This is a genomic window from Micromonospora xinjiangensis (genome assembly GCF_056150165.1).
This window is the reverse complement of record NZ_JAXCFO010000008.1, coordinates 161,418-184,602: the sequence shown is the minus strand read 5'-3', so window position 1 is coordinate 184,602 and position 23,185 is coordinate 161,418. Positions and strand designations below refer to the sequence as shown.

20 protein-coding genes are annotated in these 23,185 nt (G+C 73.9%); 7 read left to right on the top strand and 13 right to left on the bottom strand.

Translation table 11 applies throughout. The features are described 5' to 3' along the window. Nucleotides 1-2: 2 nt before the first annotated feature. Nucleotides 3-1,316: a radical SAM protein gene (locus tag SM573_RS26050; protein WP_474610784.1), complete on the bottom strand. Its 1,314-nt coding sequence runs from the start codon at nucleotides 1,314-1,316 to the stop codon at nucleotides 3-5. A 384-nt stretch (nucleotides 1,317-1,700) separates the two neighbouring features. On the opposite strand from SM573_RS26050, the gene sodN reads away from it, so the two are divergent. The 4 genes from sodN to SM573_RS26030 all read left to right on the top strand — a co-directional run bounded on the left by sodN (nucleotide 1,701) and on the right by SM573_RS26030 (nucleotide 5,379). Further along, nucleotides 1,701-2,105, top strand: coding sequence for a superoxide dismutase, Ni (gene sodN / locus SM573_RS26045; RefSeq protein WP_474610785.1), 405 nt, complete (start codon nucleotides 1,701-1,703; stop codon nucleotides 2,103-2,105). A gap of 377 nt (nucleotides 2,106-2,482) precedes the next feature. After that, nucleotides 2,483-3,424 carry an ABC transporter ATP-binding protein gene (locus SM573_RS26040; protein ID WP_474610786.1) on the top strand — a complete coding sequence of 314 codons (942 nt, stop codon included), beginning with the start codon at nucleotides 2,483-2,485 and terminating at the stop codon, nucleotides 3,422-3,424. Next, nucleotides 3,421-4,230 carry a hypothetical protein gene (locus SM573_RS26035; RefSeq protein WP_474617278.1) on the top strand — a complete coding sequence of 270 codons (810 nt, stop codon included), beginning with the start codon at nucleotides 3,421-3,423 and terminating at the stop codon, nucleotides 4,228-4,230. Before SM573_RS26040 ends, SM573_RS26035 begins: the two co-directional genes overlap by 4 nt. Nucleotides 4,231-4,272: 42 nt before the next feature. After that, nucleotides 4,273-5,379: an NAD(P)/FAD-dependent oxidoreductase gene (locus SM573_RS26030; RefSeq protein WP_474617277.1), complete on the top strand. Its 1,107-nt coding sequence runs from the start codon at nucleotides 4,273-4,275 to the stop codon at nucleotides 5,377-5,379. Between the two features lie 64 nt (nucleotides 5,380-5,443). Here SM573_RS26030 and SM573_RS26025 read toward each other — a convergent pair whose 3' ends face one another. From SM573_RS26025 to SM573_RS25990, 8 genes are all read right to left on the bottom strand, one after another. Then, nucleotides 5,444-6,364, bottom strand: coding sequence for an ROK family protein (locus SM573_RS26025; protein WP_474610789.1), 921 nt, complete (start codon nucleotides 6,362-6,364; stop codon nucleotides 5,444-5,446). Next, complete coding sequence (locus SM573_RS26020) at nucleotides 6,361-7,821, bottom strand: lyase family protein (RefSeq protein ID WP_474617276.1); 1,461 nt, start codon at nucleotides 7,819-7,821, stop codon at nucleotides 6,361-6,363. Before SM573_RS26020 ends, SM573_RS26025 begins: the two co-directional genes overlap by 4 nt. Nucleotides 7,822-7,885: 64 nt before the next feature. After that, a complete protein-coding gene (locus tag SM573_RS26015) occupies nucleotides 7,886-8,836 on the bottom strand; it encodes an amidohydrolase family protein (RefSeq protein ID WP_474617275.1) in 951 nt (316 codons plus the stop codon). Next, the gene (locus tag SM573_RS26010; protein ID WP_474610792.1) at nucleotides 8,833-9,672 is read right to left on the bottom strand and encodes a creatininase family protein; all 840 of its coding nucleotides are present in this window, start codon (nucleotides 9,670-9,672) and stop codon (nucleotides 8,833-8,835) included. The genes SM573_RS26015 and SM573_RS26010 overlap by 4 nt, the downstream gene beginning before the upstream one ends. Then, entirely contained in the window at nucleotides 9,660-11,447 is a 1,788-nt protein-coding gene (locus tag SM573_RS26005; RefSeq protein ID WP_474610793.1) for an ABC transporter permease, read from the bottom strand. The genes SM573_RS26010 and SM573_RS26005 overlap by 13 nt, the downstream gene beginning before the upstream one ends. Next, nucleotides 11,444-12,517 carry an ABC transporter ATP-binding protein gene (locus tag SM573_RS26000; RefSeq protein WP_474617274.1) on the bottom strand — a complete coding sequence of 358 codons (1,074 nt, stop codon included), beginning with the start codon at nucleotides 12,515-12,517 and terminating at the stop codon, nucleotides 11,444-11,446. The genes SM573_RS26005 and SM573_RS26000 overlap by 4 nt, the downstream gene beginning before the upstream one ends. Nucleotides 12,518-12,603: 86 nt before the next feature. Further along, on the bottom strand, nucleotides 12,604-13,653 hold the full coding sequence (locus SM573_RS25995) for an extracellular solute-binding protein (RefSeq protein ID WP_474610795.1): 1,050 nt from the start codon (nucleotides 13,651-13,653) through the stop codon (nucleotides 12,604-12,606). A gap of 30 nt (nucleotides 13,654-13,683) precedes the next feature. Then, entirely contained in the window at nucleotides 13,684-14,847 is a 1,164-nt protein-coding gene (locus SM573_RS25990; protein WP_474610796.1) for an ROK family protein, read from the bottom strand. A 400-nt stretch (nucleotides 14,848-15,247) separates the two neighbouring features. Between SM573_RS25990 and SM573_RS25985 the strand changes: the two genes are divergently transcribed. Both SM573_RS25985 and SM573_RS25980 read left to right on the top strand, forming a co-directional pair. Next, nucleotides 15,248-17,944 (top strand): sugar-binding protein, encoded by a 2,697-nt coding sequence (locus tag SM573_RS25985; RefSeq protein WP_474617273.1) that lies wholly within the window; start codon nucleotides 15,248-15,250, stop codon nucleotides 17,942-17,944. A 191-nt stretch (nucleotides 17,945-18,135) separates the two neighbouring features. Further along, nucleotides 18,136-18,441, top strand: coding sequence for a hypothetical protein (locus tag SM573_RS25980; RefSeq protein WP_474617272.1), 306 nt, complete (start codon nucleotides 18,136-18,138; stop codon nucleotides 18,439-18,441). 53 nt (nucleotides 18,442-18,494) lie between these two features. Here SM573_RS25980 and SM573_RS25975 read toward each other — a convergent pair whose 3' ends face one another. Further along, on the bottom strand, nucleotides 18,495-19,667 hold the full coding sequence (locus tag SM573_RS25975) for an ROK family transcriptional regulator (protein WP_474617271.1): 1,173 nt from the start codon (nucleotides 19,665-19,667) through the stop codon (nucleotides 18,495-18,497). A gap of 55 nt (nucleotides 19,668-19,722) precedes the next feature. On the opposite strand from SM573_RS25975, the gene SM573_RS25970 reads away from it, so the two are divergent. After that, a complete protein-coding gene (locus SM573_RS25970; protein WP_474610800.1) occupies nucleotides 19,723-20,361 on the top strand; it encodes an HAD-IA family hydrolase in 639 nt (212 codons plus the stop codon). Nucleotides 20,362-20,493: 132 nt separating this feature from the next. Here the strand turns inward: SM573_RS25970 and SM573_RS25965 are convergent, their stop codons facing one another. The 3 genes from SM573_RS25965 to pdxY form a co-directional block, all read right to left on the bottom strand. Further along, entirely contained in the window at nucleotides 20,494-21,282 is a 789-nt protein-coding gene (locus tag SM573_RS25965; RefSeq protein ID WP_474617290.1) for an aminotransferase class IV, read from the bottom strand. A 226-nt stretch (nucleotides 21,283-21,508) separates the two neighbouring features. Continuing rightward, entirely contained in the window at nucleotides 21,509-21,970 is a 462-nt protein-coding gene (locus SM573_RS25960; protein ID WP_474617270.1) for an STAS domain-containing protein, read from the bottom strand. Between the two features lie 236 nt (nucleotides 21,971-22,206). Beyond that, nucleotides 22,207-23,058: a pyridoxal kinase PdxY gene (gene pdxY / locus SM573_RS25955; RefSeq protein ID WP_474617269.1), complete on the bottom strand. Its 852-nt coding sequence runs from the start codon at nucleotides 23,056-23,058 to the stop codon at nucleotides 22,207-22,209. Nucleotides 23,059-23,185: the final 127 nt, after the last annotated feature.

Below are 23,185 nucleotides of genomic sequence, written 5' to 3'. Positions count from 1 at the left end.
GCTCAGTTCTCGCCGTCGGCCGGCAGGCTGTCCATGAACGAGCTGACCGAGAAGACCGCCCGACCGGCACCCGCGGGGCCGTACCCGGGCGGGCTCGTCAGGCCGTTCGCCTCCATGGTCGCGCGGTAGACCTCCAGCAGCCGGATGTGGTATTCGAGCGGCGCACCCTGGGGGTTGGACCGGCCGAGCGGCGTGGTGGGCTCGGGGCACCAGGTGGTGAACCGCGGGGTGATGCCCCGGGACATGAAGTACTCCAACCCCTCGGCCGTCGAGTCGATCGCCTCGTCGACGCTCGTGAAGCCGTACGGGGCCGCCATCTCGACGCCGGCCACGAAGTTCGGGATGACGTTGCGCGGGCCGAAGATCTCGGCGGAGTCGAGGATGCGGCGGTGCCACTCCTCCCGACCCACGTACCGCTCCTTGCCGGGGCAGTAGAGCTCGAACAGCCGCTTGTCCCACACCTCGTAGTTCGGGTGGTAGATCCGGATGCCGTAGTCGTGGAAGCGCTGCACGTCGGCCCGCGGCAGGGCCTGGGCGACCACCTTGCCGATCCAGCGGCCCGGGAACCGCTCCTCGATCGCCTGCGCGTAGCGGCCGTAGAAGTCCGCCTCGGCCAGCCCGTCGACCTTCGAGGTGATACTCCCGCCGGTCAGGGTGTACGCGTGCGACGCGTGGGCCGTGTCGTACTTGTCGATGATGGCGAGCGCCTCGAGGACCTCATCGACCGGCTTGACGCCGGTGTACGGGCGCCCGGCCTGCTTGTGCTGGCGCCAGTTGTGGTTGATGTCGCAGTACTGGCACTCCTCCTTGGCGCCGAAGTACTGGCAGACCCGGAACACGGTGAGGTAGATGAGGTAGCCCCACTGGATGGTCGGCGCGACCTCCATCACCGACTTGCCGTTGGCCAGCGTGTGCCGGTAGTAGTCCGGCATCGGGGGCAGGCCCACCTCGGCGATCGCCCGTCCGTCGAGGAACAGCATCAGCCGGCCGTCCTGGTCCGGCTTGACGCGGTACGGCGAGTCGGGGTTGGTGCGCACGGACACGACCGTCCGCCTCAGCCCGTACGGGCCGCCGGTGAGCACGATCTCCTCCGGCGGCCGGCGCAGGGCGGCGGCACCCAGCTCGGGCAGGGTGCGGTGGTCGAAGGAGAAGATGAAGTACGACTTGGGCTTGACGTCGCCGCCCTCGTTGTCGGTGAGCGCCGAGTCGTCGAAGGCGAGGCCACCGCGCAGCAGGTCTTCCTTGATCACCGCCTCGCGCGGCACGTGCGGAAAGCGCCCCATGAGATCTTCGATGAGATCGGTACGCGACTGCATACGCCCTCCCTGTCGGTCGTCCACGCCGGAGCCGGCGAACGCGTGAGGCCCTGGGTGGAGCGGGAACGTCTCCCCGAAAGCGCGTTTCAGGCGGTCCGCATTCGAGCGGAATAAACCGTAACACCCCCCTTCTCGGGCGTTTAGCGGACTGAGATCCAGTTCACGGCGCTTGACCTGAAGGTTGGTTGAGGTCGTAGCGTCATGCGTTGACCGTCGAGCGGGAGGCGCCGACCCGACCGGCGGCCGGCCCGGTCGGTGACGCGTCGTCGACACCGCGGACGCGCGCTGCCCGGCCGGCGGCCGGCGGTGGTGACGACCGTGGCCCGATCATCGCGATCGGCACCGGCGGCAGGCGAAATCCGCACCCGAAGAATGAGGGATCCGATGCGATTCAGAGGCCTTTTCACTCCGCGCACCGTGGTGAGCGCCCATTGCGATCTGCCGTGCGGCGTCTACGACCCGGCCCAGGCGAGGATCGAGGCCGAGTCGATCCTGGCGATCTGTGAGAAGTACCAGGCCAACGAGGACCCGGAGTTCCGGACCCGCTCCCTGATCATCAAGGAGCAGCGGGCCGAGCTGGTCAAGCACCACCTCTGGGTACTGTGGACCGACTACTTCAAGGCGCCCCACTTCGAGAAGTACCCGCAGCTGCACACCCTGTTCAACGAGGCCACCAAGCTGGCCGGGGCCGGCGGGGCGAAGGGGTCGGCCGACCCGGACGTCGCGACCCGGCTCCTCGCGAAGATCAACGAGATCTCGGAGATCTTCTGGGAGACCAAGAAGGCCTGATCCGGCAGTTCCGGGCCGCCCTCGCGCCGGACGACCGACCGGCGCCCCCGGCCGCACACCCGTGGTGATTCGCCCCTGACCCACCGTGGTCAGGGGCGAATCTCGTTCCGGCCCAGCCGTCCCGCCTCGCCGGCCGGAGCCGACCGAGGGCGGTCCGGGATTCGCGAACCGATTGACTTTCGATAGGTAACGAGTGATAGTCGATGCATGCCAATCGAGCATCGAGCGATGGGCCCGCACCAGCACGCGGCAGACGCGGCCCCGCGCGCCCACCTGACACCCCGTGACCCCGCTCCGACCGGTCGTCGGCGACAGCCGCCCGGGACGGCCGCCGCCACCGCCACGGCGATCGGGCCCACCCCACCGGGCGGCTGCCGGTGATCGAGGTCCGGGGGCTCACGAAGCGCTACGGCGACGTCCCGGCCGTCGACGACCTGAGCTTCGACGTCGAGCCGGGAAAGGTCACCGGGTTCCTCGGCCCGAACGGCGCGGGGAAGTCCACGACGATGCGGATGATCCTCGGCCTCGACCGGCCCACCTCCGGGCGCGCCCTCGTCAACGGCCGGGCGTTCGGGACGCTCACCGAACCACTGCGGGAGGTGGGCGCGCTGCTCGACCCCGCCTCCGTTCACCCGGGCCGCACCGGACGCAACCACCTACGGGTGGCAGCCCGGGCCAACGGTGTCCCGGAGCGTCGGGTGGACGAGGTGGTCGAACAGGTCGGGCTCGGGCGCGCGGCCGGCCGCCGGATCAAGGGCTACTCACTGGGGATGCGCCAGCGGCTGGGCATCGCGGCGGCCCTGCTCGCCGATCCCCGGGTGCTGCTCTTCGACGAGCCGATGAACGGCCTCGACCTGGACGGCATCCGGTGGATCCGCGGGCTGCTGCGCGAACTCGCCGACGCCGGTCGCACCGTGCTGGTCTCCAGCCACCTGTTGAGCGAGATGCAGCAGACTGCCGACCATCTGATCGTCATCGGTCGCGGGCGCATGATCGCCGACGCCGCCACCGAGGAGATCCTGCGCGGGCTGGGCCGTCACCAGGTACGGGTGCTCAGCACCCGGTCGGACGCGCTCCTCTCCCGGCTCACCGAGCGCGGCCTCACCGCCGAGCGAGTCGACACGCACGAGTTGCGGGTGCACGACGGCAGCGCCGAGGAGGTGGGCGAGGTCGCCAACTCGTTCCACATCCCGCTGTACCACCTCTCCGAGGTCCAGCAGTCCCTCGAACACGCCTACCTCGCGCTCACCAGCGGCCACGTCGAATACCACGGCCGCCGGGACGAGCACGCCCGCACGACAACGGAGGAAGCCCGGTGACCGCTCCGTCGACCATTCCCGCGCGGCCCGTCGCCGCCGTCGACGCCCCGCCCGGCCGCGTGTTCACGCGTACCTGCGCCGCCGAGTGGACGCGGCTGTGGACGGTGAAGGCCACCTGGTGGTTCCTCGTCGCGGCGGCCGGGGTGATGGTGGGCCTCGGCACCGTCGCCGGCCTCGACGCGGCCTCGGACCCCGTTCCTCCCCGGGGCGAGCCCGCCTGGGTGGTGTCGGCCATCAGCGCGATGCCGGCACAGTTCGCGCTGCTCGCCCTCGCCCTGATCGCCGTCACGTCCGACTACGCCACCGGCGGGATCGTCCCGGCCCTGCAGTGGACGCCCCGTCGCTCCGTCCTCTTCCTCGCCCGGGCGGTCGTCACGGTGGGCGCCGCCACGGTCCTCGGTGTCCTGCTGGGCCTCGCCTCCGCGCTCGCGGCCCTCACCGCGGCCCGGCCGGTGCTCAGCCTGCCGTGGCGCGAGGGTGCGGAGACGCTCGGCACCGTCGCCCTCGTGTTCGCGGCCGGCGCCGCGCTCGCGGTCGGGCTCGGCTTCCTGCTGCGCAACACCGCCGGTGGCCTGGTCGCGGTCTTCCTCCTGATGCTGGTCCTGCCGCTGCTGCTGCCCCAGTTCGGCTACGAGTGGATGTCGGCGCTCGCCGACGTCCTGCCCGGGACCGGCGCCGCGTTCCTCCTGCTCGGCGAGGTGCCGGGGATGACGACCGCGTCGTCGGTGGCGGTCCTGCTCGCCTGGGCCGCCGGCACCCTCCTGCTCGGCTGGCTGCGACTGACACGTGATGACGCGAACCGGTAGCCGCGGCCGCGGCGGGCCGACCAGCGGACGGGCGGAGGGCTGATGGACGTGGACGTGCTGGTCGTCGGGGCCGGGCTGGCCGGCCTGCACACGGCCACACTGCTCGCGCGGCAGGGGCACGACGTGTTGCTGGTCGAACGGCGCCCCGCCCTGGGCGACGCGATCCGCACGACGGGGATCTTCGTCCGGCGCACCCTGGACGACTTCCCGCTGCCACCCGAGTGTCTCGGGCCGCCCATCCGACGGGTGGTGCTCTACCCGCCGGGGCTGCACCGGCCGGTGACCCTGGTCAGCGGGCGGGACGAGTACCGGGTGGCGGACATGGGACCGCTGTACGTCACGACGGCCCGCGCCGCGGCCGACGCCGGCGTACGGATCGCCCTGGCCACCCGCTACGCCGGCCGGCGCGACGGCAGCATCCTCCTGACCGGTCGGGACGGGCCGCTCTCCGTCCGGGCGCGGTTCGTCGTCGGCGCCGACGGCGCCCGGTCCCGGGTCGCCCGGGACCTCGGCCTCGACCGCAACCACCACCTGCTGGTCGGCGCCGAGGAGGTGTTCGAGGTCTCCCCCGGCGCGGAGCTGCCCGCGTTCCACTGCGTGCTGGACCCCTCGCTCGCCCCCGGCTACCTGGCGTGGGTCGTGAACGACGGGCGGCACGCCCACGTCGGCGTCGCCGGCTACGCCCACCGCTTCCCGGACGGCCTCCGGCGGGCCCTGGGGCGGTTCGTCGTGTCGGCGCCCGGCCTGCCCGGCGACCGGCCCGACGGGGTCGAGCGGCGCGGTGGCCCCATCCCCGTCGGCGGGGTGCTGCGCCGCATCAGCTGCGCCGACGGGCTCCTGGTCGGCGACGCGGCCGGCGCCGTCTCTCCGCTCACCGCCGGGGGCCTCGACCCGTGCCTACGGCTCTCCGGGCTCGCCGCCACCGTGCTCGACGAGGCGCTGCGCACCGGCCGGCCCGACGCGTTGCGCCGCTACGACGGCGCCGCGCTGCGCGCCCACTTCCGGGGCCGGTTGCTGCTGCGCCGGGGATTGGCCCAGGTGCGGACGCCCGCCGTCGCGGCGACGGCGTTCGCGCTGCTGCGTACGCCGGTCGGGCGGGCCGCCGCGAGCCGCATCCTCTTCGGCGACGGCTCCTTCCCCGACCCCTGAGGCCGAGGTCGCGCCGCCCTGCGCGAGCCCGCCCGACCGGCTGCTGCCCGCGAGGCGGTGCCGGTCAGCCGCTGACCGGCACCGCCTCGCGGGCCAGGGTCACCGCGCCGAGCAGCGCCGCGTCGTCGGCGAACCGGGAGAGCACCACCTCGGGCCGGTGCGGCAGCACCTCGGCGAGCCGGTCGGTGAGCAGCCCCCGGATCAACGCGCTGCCGGCCACCCCGCCCACGAGCACCACCCGCTGCGGATCGAGCAGCAGGCAGCAGGTGACCAGGTGGCGGGCCATCTCGTCGACCCGGGCAGCCAGCGCGTCGCGGGCCCGCCCGGGGCGTCCGGCCGCGTCGGCCAGGCCGGCGGCCCCGCCGGTCAGCCCCAGCTCCTCGGCGAGGCGGTCGAGGGCCCGGCCGGAGAAGTCGAGCTCCAGCATCGTGCCCGGCCACGGCCCGCCGGCCACGGCGTAGCCGATCTCGCCGGCCGCGCCCCGGTGGCCGGCGATGACCGCGCCGCCGACAGTCATCGCGGCGGCCACCCCGGTGCCGATGCCGACGACCAGGCCGGGGTCGGCGTCGCGCAGCGCGCCGGTGCGCAGCTCGGCCAGGGCGGCGGCGTTCAGGTCGTTGTCCACCGCCACGTTGCTGACCCCGAGGCCGTCGCGGACGGCCTCGGCCAGCCGCAGCCGCTCCCAGCCGGGCACGTTCGGAGCCAGGTCGATGCCGTCGGGGCGGATGACTCCGGGCGAGGCCACCCCGACGGCGACGGTCGTCCCGCCGGCCTCGGCGACCAGGTCGGCGGCGAGGCGCAGCGCCCGGTCCAGGGCCTGCGGGGCGCCCCGTTCGGCGTACGTGGGGACGCGGCGCCGGGTCACCACCCGGCCCTCGAGGTCGGCCACCGCGACGGCCATCTTGGTCCCGCCGAAGTCGATACCGAGCAGCAGTCCGTCGGTGCGCCCGCCTCCCGCCCGGGCACCCGCCAGCTGCACGCTCACCGGGCCGCCATCTCGGCGGCGACCGCGTCCAGGGCGGCGTCGGCGCGGGCGAGGCGCTCCCGTACCGCCGCCAGCCGGCCCGCCACCGTCTCGAAGGTGACCCGCAGCGTCGCCACCTGGGCGCGGACCGCGTCGGCGCCGGGCCCGTCGGCCTGCGCACGGTCGAGCACCAGCTCGGGGCGGACGGCCGCGGCGATCAGGTCGTCGACGGCCTTGTCGTCGAGCCCGCCGGGGACCAGGCCCTCGGCGGCGGCGCGCACCCCGTCGGCGGTCCAGGTGTGCGGGTCGCCGGCGCGGACCAGCCGGCCCACGAGCGAGTGCGCGGCCCGGAACGGGACGCCGTGCCGGGTGAGCGCGTCGGCCGCCGCCGTGGTGGTGGCCCCGGAGGCGACGATCTCGGCGGCAGACGGCGGCTCCAGCGGCTCGATCTCGGCGAGGAATCCGCCGAGCAGGGCGAAGAAGCGGTCGGTCCGGTCGTTGCTCTCCCAGAGCCGCACCTGCACGTCGGTGGTGGCGTTGTTGGAGTCCTCCCACCAGGCCGCGCCCACGTTGTTGAGCACCGAGGCGGCGTCGGCGGCGGTCTGGCCGGCGTACGAGACCAGGTGCTCCAGCACCACCGGGTTGCGCTTCTGCGGCATGATGCTGCTGCCCTGCGTGAAGTCGCCGGGGGTGGTCACCCAGCGCCAGCTCAGCCAGTCCATCAGGGTGCGGGCCACCCGCGCGCCGGTGGCCAGCGCCTGGGCGTTGAGCGTCGCGACCCGCACCAGGTGGTCCGCGCCGGCCACCGCCTCGTACGAGTTGGTCACCAGGGCGGTGAAGCCCAGCAGCTCGGCCACCCGGCCGGGGGCGATGTCCAGATCCGTCCCGGCGAACGCGCAGGAGCCCAGGGGCGAGACGTTGAGCTGGTCGATCACGTCGGCGTAGGCCACGGCCTCCCCGGCCACGGCCTCGGCGTACCCGGCGAGCGCGTGCCCGATCGTGGTGGGCTGGGCGGGGCGGCGGTGGGTGTACCCGGTGATCACCACGTCGGCGTACCGGTGGGCGGCGTCCAGGGCGACCGTCCCGGCGGCGAGCAGCCGGTCGAGCACCCCGGTCAGCTGGTCGCGCAGGAGCATCCGGAACACCCCGGCGTCGAGGTCGTTGCGGCTGCGGGCCATCTGCACGTCCAGCTCGGACGTGGGAATGCCGCAGGCGGCGGCGAGCCGCTTCTCCATCAGGTAGTACGTGTCCTCGAAGCTGCCGTCGAAGGCCGGTGGCGGCCCGGAGTCGGCGCGGAGCTCGGCCAGCCCGCGCAGCAGTCGGGCGCCCCGATCGGGCGGAATCAGCCCCTGCTCTGTCAGCATCACCACGTGTGCCTGGCTGGCCCGCACCATGGCCGGGAAGAGGTGCCCGACGTGGTGGTCGTAGGTGGGACGCAGGTGGTGTCGCTGGTACGTGGTCAGGGCGGGCGTGCTCATGGTGGAGATCCTTACTTGTTCCAGGCCGTGGCGGGGCTCGCGCCCCCTCGCGCGGGGTCGCCGGTCAGCGGTCGCCGAGCAGGCGTTCGGCGTTGCCGGCGAAGATCGCGCGCAGGTGGTCGTCGGGCATGCCCAGCTCACGGCAGATGCGCAGTTGGTCGTCGAGGTAGCGGGTCACGTACCCGCGCGGGAACCAGGACGAGTCGCTGCCGAACACGATCCGGTGCGGGCCGATGGTCTCGTAGCAGCGCCGAAACAGCTCCTCCAGGGTCAGCTTGTACGGCATCCAACGCACCCACTGGTTGGAGCCGGAGGTGTCGACGTGGACGTTCGGGCAGCCCCAGGCGGTGAAGAGCAGCTCCTGCACGTACTGCACGCCGAAGTGCGGCACCACGACGGGCAGCTCCGGGAACCGGCGGGCCATCCGGGCCAGCTCCTCGGGGCCGCCGTACCGGCCGAAGGGAAGACCGCCGGCGCTGCCGTAGTGCCCGATGTGGATCAACACGGGCACGCCGAGCCGCTGGGCGGTGCGCCAGAGCGGGTCGAGTTCCTCGCCGTCGAGGGGTCCGCGCAGCAGCGGGGCGAAGAGCTTCAGCCCGCGCAGGCCGCGTTCGGTGACCGCCCGCTCCAGTTCGGCGGCGGCACCCGCGGCGTACGGGTCGTGGTGGGCGAAGCCGAGCAGCAGGTCCGGGTGGCGGTCGACCACGTCGGCGACGGCGTCGTTGCCGCCGCCGGTGACGAAGACCGCCCGGCGTACGCCGACGCGGCGCAGCTCGTCGGCCCACCGGTCGGCCTCGTCCTGCCAGCGCCCGGCCGGCGGCTCCGGGTCGGGGAATCCCCACGCCTGCCGCCACGCCCGCGCGTACGGGGCGGAGGCGCCGGCCCGGACGGCGCGCTCGTGTGCCCCGCCCGGATGCATCCCGGCGGCCTCCTCGCAGGCGTGGACGGTCTCGTCGGCGCCGATGCGGAAGTGCAGGTGGAAGTCGACGACGTCCAGGCCGCGGTCGACGGTCACGAGTCCTCCTCGGGCAGGGAGTCGGCGGTGGGCGCCGCCGGCGGCGGGGCGGCGACCCAGGCGGAGACGATCTCCCGCAGCCGCGCCCCGGCCACGCGCCGCACCCGGTCACCGGCGTCCACACTGGCCAGGGAGATGTGCCCGGACCAGCCCTGCCACGGGTCGGGCCGGGACTCCACGAGCACGTACGGGTGCGCCACCGGCAGCTTCGGCCGGGGCGGCAGGTCGGCGACCGCGTCGAGGCGTACCGCGTCGGGGTCGAACCCCAGCACCCCGGAGGTCTCGTAGGCGCCGCCGTGCCCGCGGGCGGGCAGGTCGCCGTAGATCTGCGCGGTCTCCGCCGGGGTGACGAGCTGGAACCAGTTGACCAGCAGCAGGCTGGCCCGCCGGCGGCCCGAGACCCACTCCATCGCCGCGCGGACGGTGGACATGTTGGCGTCGTGGCCGTTGACGATCAGCAGCCGGGGGAAGCCGGCGGCGACGATCCCCTCGACGACGTCGGCGAGGTATCCGACGGCGATCTCCGGCCGGATGGCCACGGTGCCCGGCCAGGGGCGGGTCTGCCCGGGGCAGGCCGCGTACGCCACGGCGGGGAAGAGCACCCCGCGCGGGCCGCCGGTCTCCGCGCCGCTCTCGGCGGCGAAGCCCTCGGCGAGGATCAGGTCGGTGCCGAGGGGCAGGTGCGGGCCGTGCCACTCGACGGCGCCGACCGGCAGCACCGCGAAGTCCGCCGCGGCGGCGACCGCCGCCAGCTCTCCCCCCGGCACCCGGGCGACCGGCAGCAGGCCGCCGGAGGCGGGCCAGGTGACGGTCGTGCGGTCGCTCAGTTCGTCCACTTCGCCGCCTCCCGGGATGCCTGCCCGCCGTTCTGGAGCCGGCCGGAGACCACCATGACCACGAAGATCAGGACGACCTGGAGCATGCCGTACGCGGCCGCGGTGCCGATCTCGAACGAGTACATCCGGTTGTTGATCTCGACCGAGATCGGTGCGGTCTGCGACGTGTAGATCAGCACCGAGGCGACGAACTCGCCGACGCCGTTGACGAAGGCGAGCAGCGCGCCGGCCGCCACACCGGGGAGCATCAGCCGCAGGGTGACCGTGCCGAACGCCCGCCACCAGGAGGCGCCGAGGTTGCGGGCCGCCTCCTCCAGCGACGGGTCGATCTGTGCGAGCGTCGCCGAGCTGGAGCGGAACACCAGCGGCAGGAACCGCACGAAGTAGGCCAACGGCATGATCCAGAAGGTGCCGATCAGTACCTGCCCGAGGCTGAACGCGTTGCCGGTGCTGAACGCCGAGATCAGGTTGATCGCCACCACGGTGCCCGGCAGCGCCCAGGCCAGCATGACCGCCACGTCCAGCAGTGCCCGGCCGCGGAAGTTCAGCCGGCGCACGGCGTACGCGATGAGCACACCGACCACGACGCAGCCGACGGTGGCGATGAGGCTCATCTGGAGGGAGTTGAGGATCGGCCGGAACGCCCGCGGGTCGGAGAAGATCGTGACGAAGTTCTGCCCGGTGTAGGCGGACGGGATCACCTCCGTGGTCCACGACCCGTCCTCGGAGAACGCCACGAGGGCGATGGTGCCCACCGGGGCGAGCAGCACCACGGTGGCCAGCACCGAGGCGGCGAGGGCCAGCCACCTGCCGAACGGGTTGGTGATCTCCCGCCGGTGGGCGGCGATGCCCTTGGACTGCGAGCGGTAGCTGCGGCGGCCCTCGTACCAGCGCATGCCGAGCAGGAACAGGATGGACACCACCGCGAGCACCGAGGCGTAGGTGGAGGCCATCGGCAGGTCGCCGTTGGTGCGGTTGATGTAGATCTGCATGGTCATCGTGCGGTCCACCCCGAACAGCAGCGGGGCGGTGTACGACGCCAGCGAGGTCATGAACACCAGCAGCGACGCCGAGACCAGCGCGGGTGTGAGCATCGGCAGCAGCACGGTGCGCCAGACCCGCACCCGGCCGGCGCCCAGGTTGTACGCGGCCTCCTCCACCGAGGGGTCCATCCCGACCAGCGCGGCGGAGGCGGCCAGGTAGAAGAACGGGTACATGGTGAACGTGTGCACCACCAGCACGCCGGCGACGCCGCTGAACGGCAGCACCGGGTCCTCGGTGCCGAACAGGTGTTGGAGGCCGCGCGGGAGGATGCCCGTCTCGCTGTAGAGCAGCTGGAACGAGATCGCCCCGATCAGTGGCGGCAGCGCCGCGGGCACCAGGATGATCGCCTCGATCAGCCGGCGGCCGGGAAACTGGAAGCGCTTGAGCAGGAACGCCATGGCGACGCCGACGATGCCGCAGAGCAGCACGCTCGCCGCGGAGATGGCGAGGGAGGTGAGCAGCGAGGAGCGGGCCACCCCGTCGCCGCCGAGGAACTCGGTGTAGTTGGCGATCCCGTCCACGCCGACGCTCTCGGCGAACGTGGCGAACATCGGCTGGACGACGTACCCGAAGAGGATCAGCGCCAGCGGGAACACCAGGACGTAGGGGAACCAGCGGGAGTTGGCGCCGCCGGCGAAGCGCCGCCCGAGGCGGGACCGGTGGCCCGGTCCGCCCGGGGCCGGGTCCCCGGTGCGGGGCGGTGCGGTCGCGGCGGTCGGGGCGGCTGTCACGGTCGCACCACCCACATCCGCTCCGGGTTCAGCCGCAGGCCGATCTGGTCACCGACCGCGATGCCGGCCGGCACGTCGATCGCGGCCACCTGCACCGGGTCGCCGGCCACGTCGACCACCAGGTTGGTGGCCATGCCGGTGAACTCCAGGTCGGTGACCCGGCCGGGCAGGGCGCCCGGGTCGGTGGTCGAGGTGAGGCCGATGTGCTCGGGGCGGACGGACACCAGTGCGGTGTCCTGGGCGCTCAGGCCGTGCCCGGCGGGCGCGGCCACGACCGTCTCGTCGCCGCCGGGCAGGCCGACGGTGACGGAGGAGTCGGTGGCGCGCACCACCGGCAGTGGGAGCACGTTGCTGCGGCCGATGAACCGGGCCACGAAGGCGTTCGCGGGCCGGTGGTAGATCTCCTGCGGGGCGCCGATCTGCTGCACCCGCCCGGACTCCATGACGGCGATGCGGTCGGACATCGCCATCGCCTCGGCCTGGTCGTGGGTGACGTAGATGGCGGTGGTGCCGCTCTCCTTCTGGATCCGGCGGATCTCGGCGCGGGTCTCCTCGCGCAGCTTGGCGTCGAGGTTGGACAGCGGCTCGTCGAGCAGCAGCGTGCGCGGCCGGATGACCAGCGCCCGGGCCAGCGCGACGCGCTGCTGCTGGCCACCGGAGAGCTGGTCGATGCGGCGGTTGCCGTATCCCGCCAGGTGCACCTGACCGAGCGCCTCCTCGACCCGGCGCTGCGCCTCGGCGCGGCCCACCTTGCGGATCTTCAGCCCGTACGCGACGTTCTGCGCCACCGACATGTGCGGGAACAGCGCGTAGTTCTGGAACACCATGCCGGTGTCGCGCTTGTTGGGCGGGCGGCGGGTGACGTCCTCGGTGCCGAAGCGGATCCGGCCCGAGGTGGGGAAGTAGAACCCGGCGACCATCCGCAGGGTGGTGGTCTTGCCGCAGCCGCTCGGGCCGAGCAGGGTGAAGAACTCACCCGCGGCGATGCTGATGTCGACGTCGTCGACGGCGGCGGTGTCGCCGGCGCGGGCGAATCGCTTGCTCACCGACTCCAGCGTGACATCGATCATGATGTCCTCTCCTTCGGGGGTGGTGCCGGGGCGGGCGGGCCCGGTGCCGGGCCGGGTACGTCGACCCCGGCCCGGCTCCGGCGTGGTCAGCCCTTGTTCTTGATCTGGCTGTTCCAGTGGTTGATCCACTCGGTCTCGTGCTTGGCGATCACGTCCCAGTCGACGTCCATCGGCTTGAGGTCGAGCTGGGCCAGCCACTCCGGCTGGTCGGCGATCTCCACGGCCGGGATCTGGAAGAAGTCCTTCGCCAGGTCGGCACGGAGGCCGTCGTCGAAGAGGAACTCGATGAACTTCTGCGCCCCCTCGGTGTTGCCGCCCTTGACCGCCGCGAGGCCGTCGACGAGCACCGGAGCCCCGGAGGCCGGCATCACGTACCCGAAGGGCATGTTCGCCTGGTTGGCCTGCAGCAGCACGTCCTGGAGGTTCCAGGCGCTGAGGACGCCCTGCTGGCGGGACATCTTGAGGTACAGGTCGGACGGGTTGGCCGCGTACGAGCCGGTGTTGGCGTCGAGCTTCTTGAGCCAGTCGTAGCCGGGCTGGGGGTTGCTGCCGTCGGGCGACAGGCGCTGGATCATCGAGGCGTAGATCGACCGCATGGTGCCGGACGCGGCCACGTCCCGGATGATGATCTTGTCTTTCCACTGTGGGGCGAGCAGGTCGTCCCAGTCCTTCGGCGCCTGCTCGGGGCTGAGCGCCTTGTTGTTGTACATGATGACCTCGGGGAGGAGGATCTCCCCGAACCAGCGGCCCTCGGCGTCCTTGTACTGGGCGTCCATCTTCCCGGCGAAGCTGGGCTGCCAGGCGGCCAGCAGATCCTCGGCCGCGCCGGCGGAGAGGCCCTGCTGGGTGCCGCCCCACCAGACGTCGGCCTGCGGGTTGGCCTTCTCGGCCCGGACCCGCTCCAGGATCTCCTGGGCGCCGATGTTGAGGATCTCCACCTTGCCCTGGTACTCGGGGTACTTCGCGGTGAACTTCTCCACCACGAAGTCCGTGACCTTCTTGTCCCGGGCCGTGTAGATGGTGAGCTTCTCGGCGCCCCCGCCACCGGCCGCGTCGTCGGCGCCGCCCGCGCCGCAGGCGGTGCCGGCGGCGAGCACGGTGGCGAGGGCTCCGGCGAGAAGGAGTCGACGTCTCATGGGGTACCTCCGAGGGGGAAAGGGAGTCGTTCAGGGGACGGGAAGCGGGTGGGGCGGGGCGGCCGCGGCGGCGGCCAGGGCGTAGCTGATCGCGCCGTGCAGCACGGCGCGGTCACCGAGCACGGCCCGGCGCACCTCCGTGGCGGCGGGCGCGGTCGCGGCGACCAGCGCCTGGAGCCGGTCGACGGCGGCGTCGTCGAGCTGGGCGGCGGCCCCGCTGAGCAGGACCCGCCCGGGATCGATGACGCAGACGCAGGAGACGATCAGGCGGGACCAGGCGGTCAGCACCTCGTCCAGGTAGGCGGCGGCCCGCTCGTCCGCCCGCGCCAGCTCGACCAGGGTGGCCACCGCCGCGTCCGGCCGACGGCCGGGGGAGAGCGCGACGACCTGCTCGGCGATGGCGTTCTCCGACCAGCGGGCCTCGAACGGGCCGATCCCGTCGTGCCCCCGGTCGACCGGGTCCAGCGGCAGGAAGCCGACCTCGCCGGCGGCACCCCCGGCGCCACGGCGCACCCGGCCGTCGAGGACCAGCCCGGCGCCGATGCCGTCGGCCACGTGCAGCAGGAGCAGGTCCGCGACGTCGCTGCCGGCGCCGGCGGCGTGTTCGCCGGCCGCCATCAGGTTGACGTCGTTGTCCACCACGACCGGTACGCCGAGGTGACGCTGGACGGACTCCCCTATCGGGTGGCCCTCCACCAGCCCCACCGAGGGCGCGAGGCGGACGGCGCCCCCGGTGGAGACACCGGGCGCGGCGATGGCGACGCCGCGCAGCGCGGGCAGCCCGTCGCCGGCCAGTTCGGGCACGGCCCGGCAGATGGTCTCGACGATGTCACCGGTGAGCCGGATCGCCCGGTGCGCGACCACCGTGCCGTCGCTGTCGGCGATCTCGCAGCTGATCCGGGCCGGCTCCAGCGAGACGGCGGCGACCAGTTCGGCGCGCGGGTTGAACTCCAGCATGGCGCGGGGACGGCCGGCGCGGGAGGCGCCCGGCCCCCGCTCGATCAGGTAGCCCTCGGCGATCAGCTCACGCACGAGGGGGGTGAGCGTGGCGGGACTCAACCCGGTGAGCTCGGTCAGCTCGGCGCGGGAGAGCACCCGCACCTGGCGGGCGGCGGAGATCACCGAGAGGCGCTTGATCTCCTTCGACCGCTCCCGGCTCACCGGGCTCGTCGGTGGCGTCACCACGTCAGTCACACTTCCTTCCTACGGCGAACGAACTATCGAGTCAAGTAACGAATGGATCTCGGCGGACCGCCGACCGGGGCATGAGCAGGCGGGATGTGCAGATCAACTGCGGCGGACCGAGGAGTGCCCGGCACAGAACGGCTCCAACAGACTCGGAATTGATTCCTTCCGCAAAGGAAGAAATCACGGCGGAAGCATTGACGAACGGCCTTGATCGTCCCTAGCGTCACCGGGCGAAGGCCTTCCAGTGTGTACGGACGCCCGTACCACTGCGCACCCGGCCGGGCGCTCCTTCGCGGCGCGCCCGGCCGGCCCCATCAGCGATCCGACCCGCCCGCCACCGACGGGCCGCGCCACCGCGGCCGGGCCCGGCCGGGCGCCGCTCGGACCTCGCCCTGGAAGGATCCGTATGCGAACACCGAGATTCCTCCTACCGGTGGCCGTGGCCCTGACACTGGCCGCGGTCCCCGCCACCGCCGTCGCCGCCCCCGCCGAGCGCCCGAGCGACGCCGTCGACCTCGACGTCCTCTTCGTGAGCGCCCACCCCGACGACGAGGCGTCCAGCCTCGCCACCCTCGGGCAGTGGAAGGAGCGCTACGGCGCCAAGGCCGGCGTCGTCACCATCACCCGCGGTGAGGGTGGCGGGAACGCCATCGGCCTCGAGGAGGGCCCACCGCTGGGCATCATCCGCGAGCGCGAGGAGCGCACCGCGATCGGCCGGGCCGGCGTGGAGAACCTCTACAACCTCGACCGGGTCGACTTCTGGTACACCGCCTCCGCGCCGCTGTCCGAGCGGATCTGGGGCCACGACGAGACCCTGGCCCAGATCGTCCGCGTCATCCGGACCACCCGGCCCGAGATCGTCATGACCATGAATCCCTCCCCCACGCCGGGCAACCACGGCAACCACCAGCAGGCCGCGCGCTTCGCCGCGGAGGCGTTCCACGCCGCCGCCGACCCGAACGCCTTCCCCGAGCAGCTGCGCCGGGAAGGGCTGCGCGTCTTCCAGCCCGCGAAGTTCCTGCGTACCGGCGGCACCGGCACGTCGTCGGCCGGGCCGGACTGCGCGGCGAGCTTCCGGCCGACCGTCCCCACCGACCAGGTCTTCGGCGTCTGGGAAGGTGCCCGGAGCGCGTCCGGCCAGACCTGGGCGGAGATCGAGGTCGACGCCCGCCGTGACTACCGGACGCAGGGCTGGGCGAACACCGCCGCCGCACCGACCGACCCGGCCGCCATCCGCTGCGACTTCTACACGCTGGTCGACAGCCGGATCCCGTACGACCCGACGGACACCTCGCCCGAGGCGATCCTGCGCGGCTCCGTCCTGCCGCCGGCCCGGGGTGGGCTGCCCCAGGGCACCGGGTTGTACCTCACCACCGACCGGTTCGACGTCGCCCCCGGGCAGACCATCGAGGTGACCGCCCATGTCCAGGCCCCCGCCGGGCAGGCCCTCAAGGCGCCGCGCCTGGCCCTACGCGCCCCCGACGGCTGGACCGTCCGCGGCGGCGGTCACCTCGGCGCCGCCGTCCCGGCGGGCAAGGAACGGCGGGTCACCTTCACCGTCACCGTGCCGAAGGGCGCCGAGACCGGCGGGCAGAGACTGCTCCGGGCCACCCTGACCACGAAGGGCCAGGGCGGCGGCACCACCGACGAGGCGGTCCGGGTGGTCGCCGACGTGCGGGGCACCCTCGAACCGCTGCCCGAGGTGGGGACGTTCCGCACCTGGGCCGCCGAGGGCGGGTACGGCCAGCTCGACACCCTGATCAAGCCGGTGCTCACCATCGGCTCCGGCGGCAGCCGGGAGGTCCGGGTCGATCTGCGCAACCACGGCACGAGCCCGAAGAGCGGCACCGTCACCCTGGGCCTGCCCGACGGCTTCACCGCCGACTCGGCCACCAAGCGCTACACCGATCTGCCAGCCGGCGCGACCGGCGCCGTCACCTTCACGGTGACCAACAGCGACGACTCCCTGCCGACGGCGAACGAGGGCGGGGTCGGTGGCGACTACGATCTCACCATCACCACGACGAGCGCCGCCGGGAGCACCGTCGAGACCGGAGCGCTGGAGATCGTGCCGACCACCGAGATCCCGGCCAGCGGCCCGGGGCACGCCGTGGACGGGGTCGCCGGCGCGGGCGAGTACCCCGGCGAGGAGCTGGACTTCTCCCGCATCTGGGAGGGGCAGGCGGTGACCCCGCAGGACGCCTCGGTGAAGGGCCGCGTCGCGTGGACCGAGGACGCGCTGAAGGTCTTCGTCCAGGTCACCGACGACGTGCTGGGCCGCACGGTGGTGCCGCAGGACTGCAAGCGGCAGCGGCGTACGGACAGCGTCGAGATCATCGTCGACCCGAAGGGGAACTCGACGGACACCTCGACGGTCTTCAAGGCGGGGATCTTCCCGACCACCGACGACCCGGCCAACGGCAACCCGCCCTGCTGGCAGCGGGACGCGGACAACCGGCAGGGGCCGGGTGACCAGACCGCACCCGGGATGCGGGTGGTCAGCAAGGTCAGCGAGCCGTACACGGGGTACACCATCGAGGCGAGCATCCCGTTCGACGTGCTGCCGGACGCGGTCGACCCGGGGCGGATGGGCTTCAACGTGCTCGTCTACGACTCCGACACCCAGGATCTGACCTCGCAGTCCCGGCTCGGCTGGTCGACCTTCACCGGCGTACGGGCCGACCCGTACCGCTACGGCCTGGCCACCCTGCCCGGCTACGACCCGCCGCGGCGCGAGGCGAGCACGCCGGTGTTCCCCGACACCGCCGCCCGGAGCGTGCACAGCCCCCAGACGATCGCCCAGTCGGCCGTCGACGGGGTGGCCCCGGCGGCCGTGGCGAAACTGCCTGCCCGTGCCCTCACCCTGAGCCGTCCCCGGGTGGTCCACGGTGGAATCGAGGTGACGGTGCGCGCCGACCGGTCCGGCACGGCGTACCTGTACTCCTGGGACGGCGACCGGTCACTGGGCAGCCGGAGCGTCGACCTGCGCACAGGCCGTCCGGTGACGGTGCTGGTGCCGGTGGACGGCGGTAGGCCGGCCTCCGTCCTGGCCGCCTTCGAGACCGCCGGCGGCGCGCTGGCGCGGCAGGTGACGCTGCGCTGAGTCCCCGGGCCCGGCCCGGCGGTGACCCGCCGGGCCGGGCCCACCCGAGCACGCGATCTGTAACAGCGCCGCGAGGCGCGACGCCGGTACAGATGGGAGGCCGGGCCGCACGGCACTTCCCGGGTGGACGGCTCCCATCACCGGCGTTCCCGTCCGCCCGCGACCTGGACGGCACGCGCACAGGAAGTTTCATGGCTGAGTCGACACCGCGGGTCTCCCCCGCACCACCACCGTCCCGCCGCGGCGGCACCGCCGCCACCCGCCCCGCCGCGACCCGTACCGCTCTCGACGGTCCGCTCCCCGAGGCGCAGTCGGCGCCGGCGCAGGAGAGAGCGCCGGAGCCGCCGGCCCAGGAGGGGCGCACCGGCACGTGCCGGCACTGTGGGCAGTCCCTCTTCGAGGACTCGCTCTGGGGATGGATGCACGACGGCGGCCGGTACCTGTGCCAGGACCCGGCCACGGGCGAGCTGCTCTGCCAACCGGCCACGCCGGGCTGAGGTCGCCGGGAGCGCGGGCGGCCCGTCGGCGAGCAGCCGCGGCCGGCCAGGCGCTACCGGGCGGCCCACCGGGCCAGGGCCGCCTCGCTGGTCGTGTGGTCGAGGCCGGCGACGGCGGCGCCGCGCAGCGGCCCCTGCTCCCCGTGCCTCGCGTCGACGACGGGTGGGGGCTCCGCACGGCGGAAGGCCATGAGGCCCTCGGTGTAGGCACGCCCGAAGGCCTCGGGGGCTCCGCGACGGATCGCGGGGCCGAGTCCACCGAGGGTGACCAGCTCGGGGTCGTGACTGTTGACGAGGCCCGCGATGCCGGCCGCGAGGGCACCCGCGACGGTGCTGACGGCACGTCGGGCGCGTGCGTCCTCCGTGGCGCGGTCGAGGACGGCGCGAGCGTAGCCGCGCGGGTCGGCGGGTGCTGGTTCGCCGAGGTGGCGGGCGAGCGCGCGGCCGTCGACGTCGAGGTCCCAGCAGCCCCGAGCGCCGCACGGGCAGCGCACGGCGCGATCCCCCAGGGGTAGGTGGCCGTACTCGCCGGCGGCGCCGTGCGCGCCCGTCAGCGGACGGCCGTCGACGGTGAGGGCGCCACCGACGCCGACCTCGATGATGAGGTGCAGGGCGGTGCCCGCGCTGGTGGCCGCGCCGGTACGGGCCTCGGCGACACCGGCCAGGGTGGCGTCGTTGCCGAGGAGCAGCGGAATCCCGGTGCCCCCGGTCACGGCGCCGAGGTCGATCTGTCCCCAGCCGAGCGTGGCGGCCTGGACCAGATGCTGGCGGTGGATCGTGCCGGCGATGGCGAGGGACACCGCGCGCAGCCGTCGGCCGTAGCGGGCGCGGGCCTGCTCGACCACGCCACGGATGGTGGCGAGTACGGCGGTCGGTCGGCGGTCGTGCGGGTGGCGGCGCGGGGCGTGCAGCTGCCCGTCGACGGTGGCGACGGCGTGGCTCCAGTCGTCGGAACGCAGGTGGACCGCGAGGACGACAGGCCCGTCGGGGTGCGGCGCCAGGACGGTGGTGGGCCGGCCCCGGCCCCGGGCCGGCGCCGGCGACTCGGTGAGCAGCCGCAGTTCCCGCATGCGGGTGGTGAGTTCGGTGGCGAATCCGCTGGTCAGGTGCAGCTCGCGGGCCAGCTCGGCGCGGGTGATGCCGGGCCGGCGGAGGAGCGTGGCCAACACCTGCGACACGGTGTGCCACCGGGCCGTGTCGGCGCGCTGTCGGGACGGGGTTGCCATCGAGGGCCTGCACCACCTTATCCTCGTGTCACGAGCATATTAGTGGAGGTGGGGCGTGGACCTGTCGACGGTCGCTGCCGTGCTGCTGGACATGGACGGCACTCTCGTGGATTCCGACGCGGCGGTCGAGCGGGCGTGGCGGGTGTGGGCCGCCGAGTACGGCGTCGAGCCGCACGCCGCCGTCGCGATCGCGCACGGCAGCCCCGCCGAGCGCACGGTGCGCCGGCTGCTGCCGCGACTGAACGACGCGGCGGTCGACACGGCCGCGGCCCGGCAGCTCGCGCTGCAGTACGACGACCTCTCCGACGTCACCGCCACCCACGGCGCACGGCAACTCCTGGCGACGCTGGCCCGGCTCGGCCTGCCCTGGGCCGTGGTGACCAGCGCCGACACCCGCCTGGCCAAGGCCCGCCTGGCGGCCGCCGGCATCGACGCGCCGGTCCTCGTCACGGTCGACGACGTGAGCGTCGGCAAGCCCGACCCCGAGGGCTACCGACGCGCCGCCGAGCTGCTCGACGTGCCACCCGAGCGGTGCCTCGTCGTCGAGGACGCCGCCGTCGGCGTGCGGGCGGGGCGCGCGGCCGGCGCGCTGACGGCGGGCCTCAAGGGCGTCGACGCCGACCTGCGCCTCGCTGACCTGGCGCACTTGGCCGACCTGCTGTCCCGGGCGCGCCGACAGCCGCTCGCGGAGTGACGACCCGACCCGGGACGCGTCCGGCCCCGGGCGGCGCTGGGAGGGCGCGGGGCATCGGCTGTGCGCCCGACCCCGTGCGGCGGGTCGGTGCGCACCGGCCGGGGCGAGTCAGAAGGGCACGGCCGGGACGGGTCAGAAGGGCTCGGCCGGGATCGCCTCGTAACCGGCGCGCAGCCGGTCGAGCAGCCGCGGCTCGGCGGCGAGCGCGCGGCCGTCGATCGCGTCCACCGCGCGGATCCCCGCGCCGGAGCTGGTGACGAAGGCCGCGTAGCCGGGCGGCAGGTCGTCGAGCCGGACCGGCACCCGGCGCACCGGCACGCCGATCGTCCCCGACACCCGGTCGAGCAGGCGGGCCGTCACCCCGGGCAGGCAGTCCGCCTCGGGCCACCACACCTCGCCCGACACGACGAAACCGATGTTCCAGGTGGCTCCCTCGCTGACCCGACCGCCACCGTCGACGAAGAGCACGTCGTCGAAACCGGCGCGCTGGGCCAGGCGCCGCTCGCGTACGGCGCCGAAGACGCCCACGTGCTTGACCCCCGGCAGGTCCCGCCGATGACGGACCGTCCGCAGGCGTACCGCGGGCGCCACCGCCGGCCCCGCCGGGCGCAGGCTGACCAGCACCCGGGGCCGCGCCTCGGCGCCGGGGCGGACGACGCCGAGATCCGGGTCGAACACGGTGATCCGCAGCATCGTCGGTGGATCGGCCCGGGCGGCCACCCGCCGGGCCAGCCCGCGCACCCGATCGGTGTCGAGACGGACGCCGAAGAGCGCGTCGCAGTCGCGCACCAGGCGGTCGAGGTGCAGGTCGAGCCCGCGCACCCCACCCCGCTCCACCCGGACGGTGGTGAAGTGGCCGTAGTTGACCAGCGCCAGCGCCGCCAGGTCCCCGGCGCGCGCGGGCTCGCCGTCGAGTTCCATCACCGCCCCATCCTGGCATCGCGGAGCGCTCGGGCCAGCCGCCCGTCACGAGCAGCGCCGGGTCGCTGTCGTGGTCGCCGCGCGGCGGCAGCCCGTCGGCACCGGGACGGCCGGCGTGCCGGCCGCGCCGCCGGCCCCCGCCGGTCGCGGGTCCTCTGGGGACGGGGGCCGCCGCTGGGTGCGGGCGGCATCAGCCGCCCTCCGATGACGGGCACCCGCCCGGACCCTATTCGACGAGAGGATCTCGACCGCCCACCCGGGCGGTGGTGCGGTGGTGGTGCCGGGACAAGGGACCCGCGTTGACGGAGCTGACGTGGGCGAGCACCGCCGCGGCCCCCGTCGGAGCGGGTGGCGGTGGGAAGTCGAAGAGCCGCCCGACCGCGCTGAGCGTCAGCACGCGCTCGGGCACGCCGACGGCGGCGGTGATGGTCACCCGCTGTCCGCGGGCCAGCGCGGTCTCCCGGAGCCGCACCAGCACGGCGAGCGCGGCGCAGTCGAGATACCGCAGCCCGGTCAGGTCGAGGGCCAGGTGCACGACCCGCGGCGCGGACAGCAGATGGCGGAGGTCGTGCTCCAGTTGGTCGGCGGTGGCCAGGTCTGCCTCACCACTCAGCGTGACCTCTCGCACCGCCGGGCCGGTGTCGTGGTGGTCGCAGCGCAGCACGCCACGATCGGCAAGCGTGTTCATCGAAGAACTCGATCCTCGCTCCGGCGAAGGGCGATCGCAGGGCCGGACGAGGTAGCCACCTTCGGTCCGGCGCCGGGGAGGACAAAGCTATGTGCGGCGGTGCCGACCTCGACGTGGCGCATGGGGCGCCACCCCGAACGGTACCCGCGACCACCGCAGCCCGCCATCGGTCGCGCCCCGGCGCCTGCGGCTGACGGCCGTCACGGATGCGGAACGGCCGACGTGTCGGTCTCGCCTCAGCGCAGGCGCCGCGCGGCGAATCGCGCCGGCGGGTCGGCGATCGCGTCCTGCGCGGCGATCAGCTGAAGCTCCCGGGTGCCGGCCGCGAGGGTCGCCTCGAGGACGGCGAAGACCGAGCCGACCGTGCGCTCCAGTGCCACGGCGGGCGACCGCGTCGTCCACAGGTGGGCGAGGTAGAGCGCCGCCGTGATGTCGCCGCCGCCGTTCGGGGTGATCGGCAGCAGCGGGGTGGTCACCGCCCAGGCGCCCTCGTCCGAGACGGCCACGACCTCCAGGGATCCCTCGGGCACGTCGCGGTGGAGCACGCTGGTGACCAGGACGTGCCGCGGGCCCGTCTCGCGCACCACGTCGACCGCCGCCAGCAGCTCCGCCAGGGAGTTCGTCGTGCGGTTGGCGAGGAAGTCCAGCTCGAAGTGGTTCGGCGTGATGATGTCCGCCCGCGGCACCACCACGTCGCGCAGGTACTCCGGGATCCCCGGCCGCACGAACATCCCCCGGCCGACGTCGCCCATCACCGGATCGCAGCAGTACACCGCCCGCGGGTTCGCCGCCTTGACCTTCGCCACCGCGTCGAGGATCACCGCGCCCATGGCCGGGTCGCCCTGGTAGCCCGAGAGCACCGCGTCGGCGCTGCCGAGGACCCCGCGGTCCCCGATGCCCTCGATCACCTCCGCCACGTCGGCCGGCGCCAGCAACGGCCCGCGCCACGCCCCGTACCCGGTGTGGTTGGAGAAGTGGACGGTGAGGACGGGCCAGACCTCGTGCCCGAGCCGCTGGAGGGGGAAGACGGCCGCGGAGTTGCCGACGTGGCCGTAGGCGACCGAGGACTGGATGGACAAGATCTTCACCGGCTCATCATGGCGGTTCCCGCCGGCGCCACGCGCACGACCCGGCACTTCTGTCGGCCAGGCCGCACCGGGCAGCCTCGCACGCCGGTCGACAGCACGCCGGACGACGTCGTGCCGCGCGGGCGAC

Bases quoted from the DNA above. Each gene is read 5' to 3' on its own strand.
- SM573_RS26050 (WP_474610784.1), bottom strand. From the start codon at position 1,316: ATGCAGTCGCGTACCGATCTCATCGAAGATCTCATGGGGCGCTTTCCG.
- sodN (WP_474610785.1), top strand. From the start codon at position 1,701: ATGCGATTCAGAGGCCTTTTCACTCCGCGCACCGTGGTGAGCGCCCAT.
- SM573_RS26030 (WP_474617277.1), top strand. From the start codon at position 4,273: ATGGACGTGGACGTGCTGGTCGTCGGGGCCGGGCTGGCCGGCCTGCAC.
- SM573_RS26020 (WP_474617276.1), bottom strand. From the start codon at position 7,821: ATGAGCACGCCCGCCCTGACCACGTACCAGCGACACCACCTGCGTCCC.
- SM573_RS26000 (WP_474617274.1), bottom strand. From the start codon at position 12,517: ATGATCGATGTCACGCTGGAGTCGGTGAGCAAGCGATTCGCCCGCGCC.
- SM573_RS25995 (WP_474610795.1), bottom strand. From the start codon at position 13,653: ATGAGACGTCGACTCCTTCTCGCCGGAGCCCTCGCCACCGTGCTCGCC.
- SM573_RS25985 (WP_474617273.1), top strand. From the start codon at position 15,248: ATGCGAACACCGAGATTCCTCCTACCGGTGGCCGTGGCCCTGACACTG.
- SM573_RS25980 (WP_474617272.1), top strand. From the start codon at position 18,136: ATGGCTGAGTCGACACCGCGGGTCTCCCCCGCACCACCACCGTCCCGC.
- SM573_RS25975 (WP_474617271.1), bottom strand. From the start codon at position 19,667: ATGGCAACCCCGTCCCGACAGCGCGCCGACACGGCCCGGTGGCACACC.
- SM573_RS25965 (WP_474617290.1), bottom strand. From the start codon at position 21,282: ATGGAACTCGACGGCGAGCCCGCGCGCGCCGGGGACCTGGCGGCGCTG.
- SM573_RS25960 (WP_474617270.1), bottom strand. From the start codon at position 21,970: ATGAACACGCTTGCCGATCGTGGCGTGCTGCGCTGCGACCACCACGAC.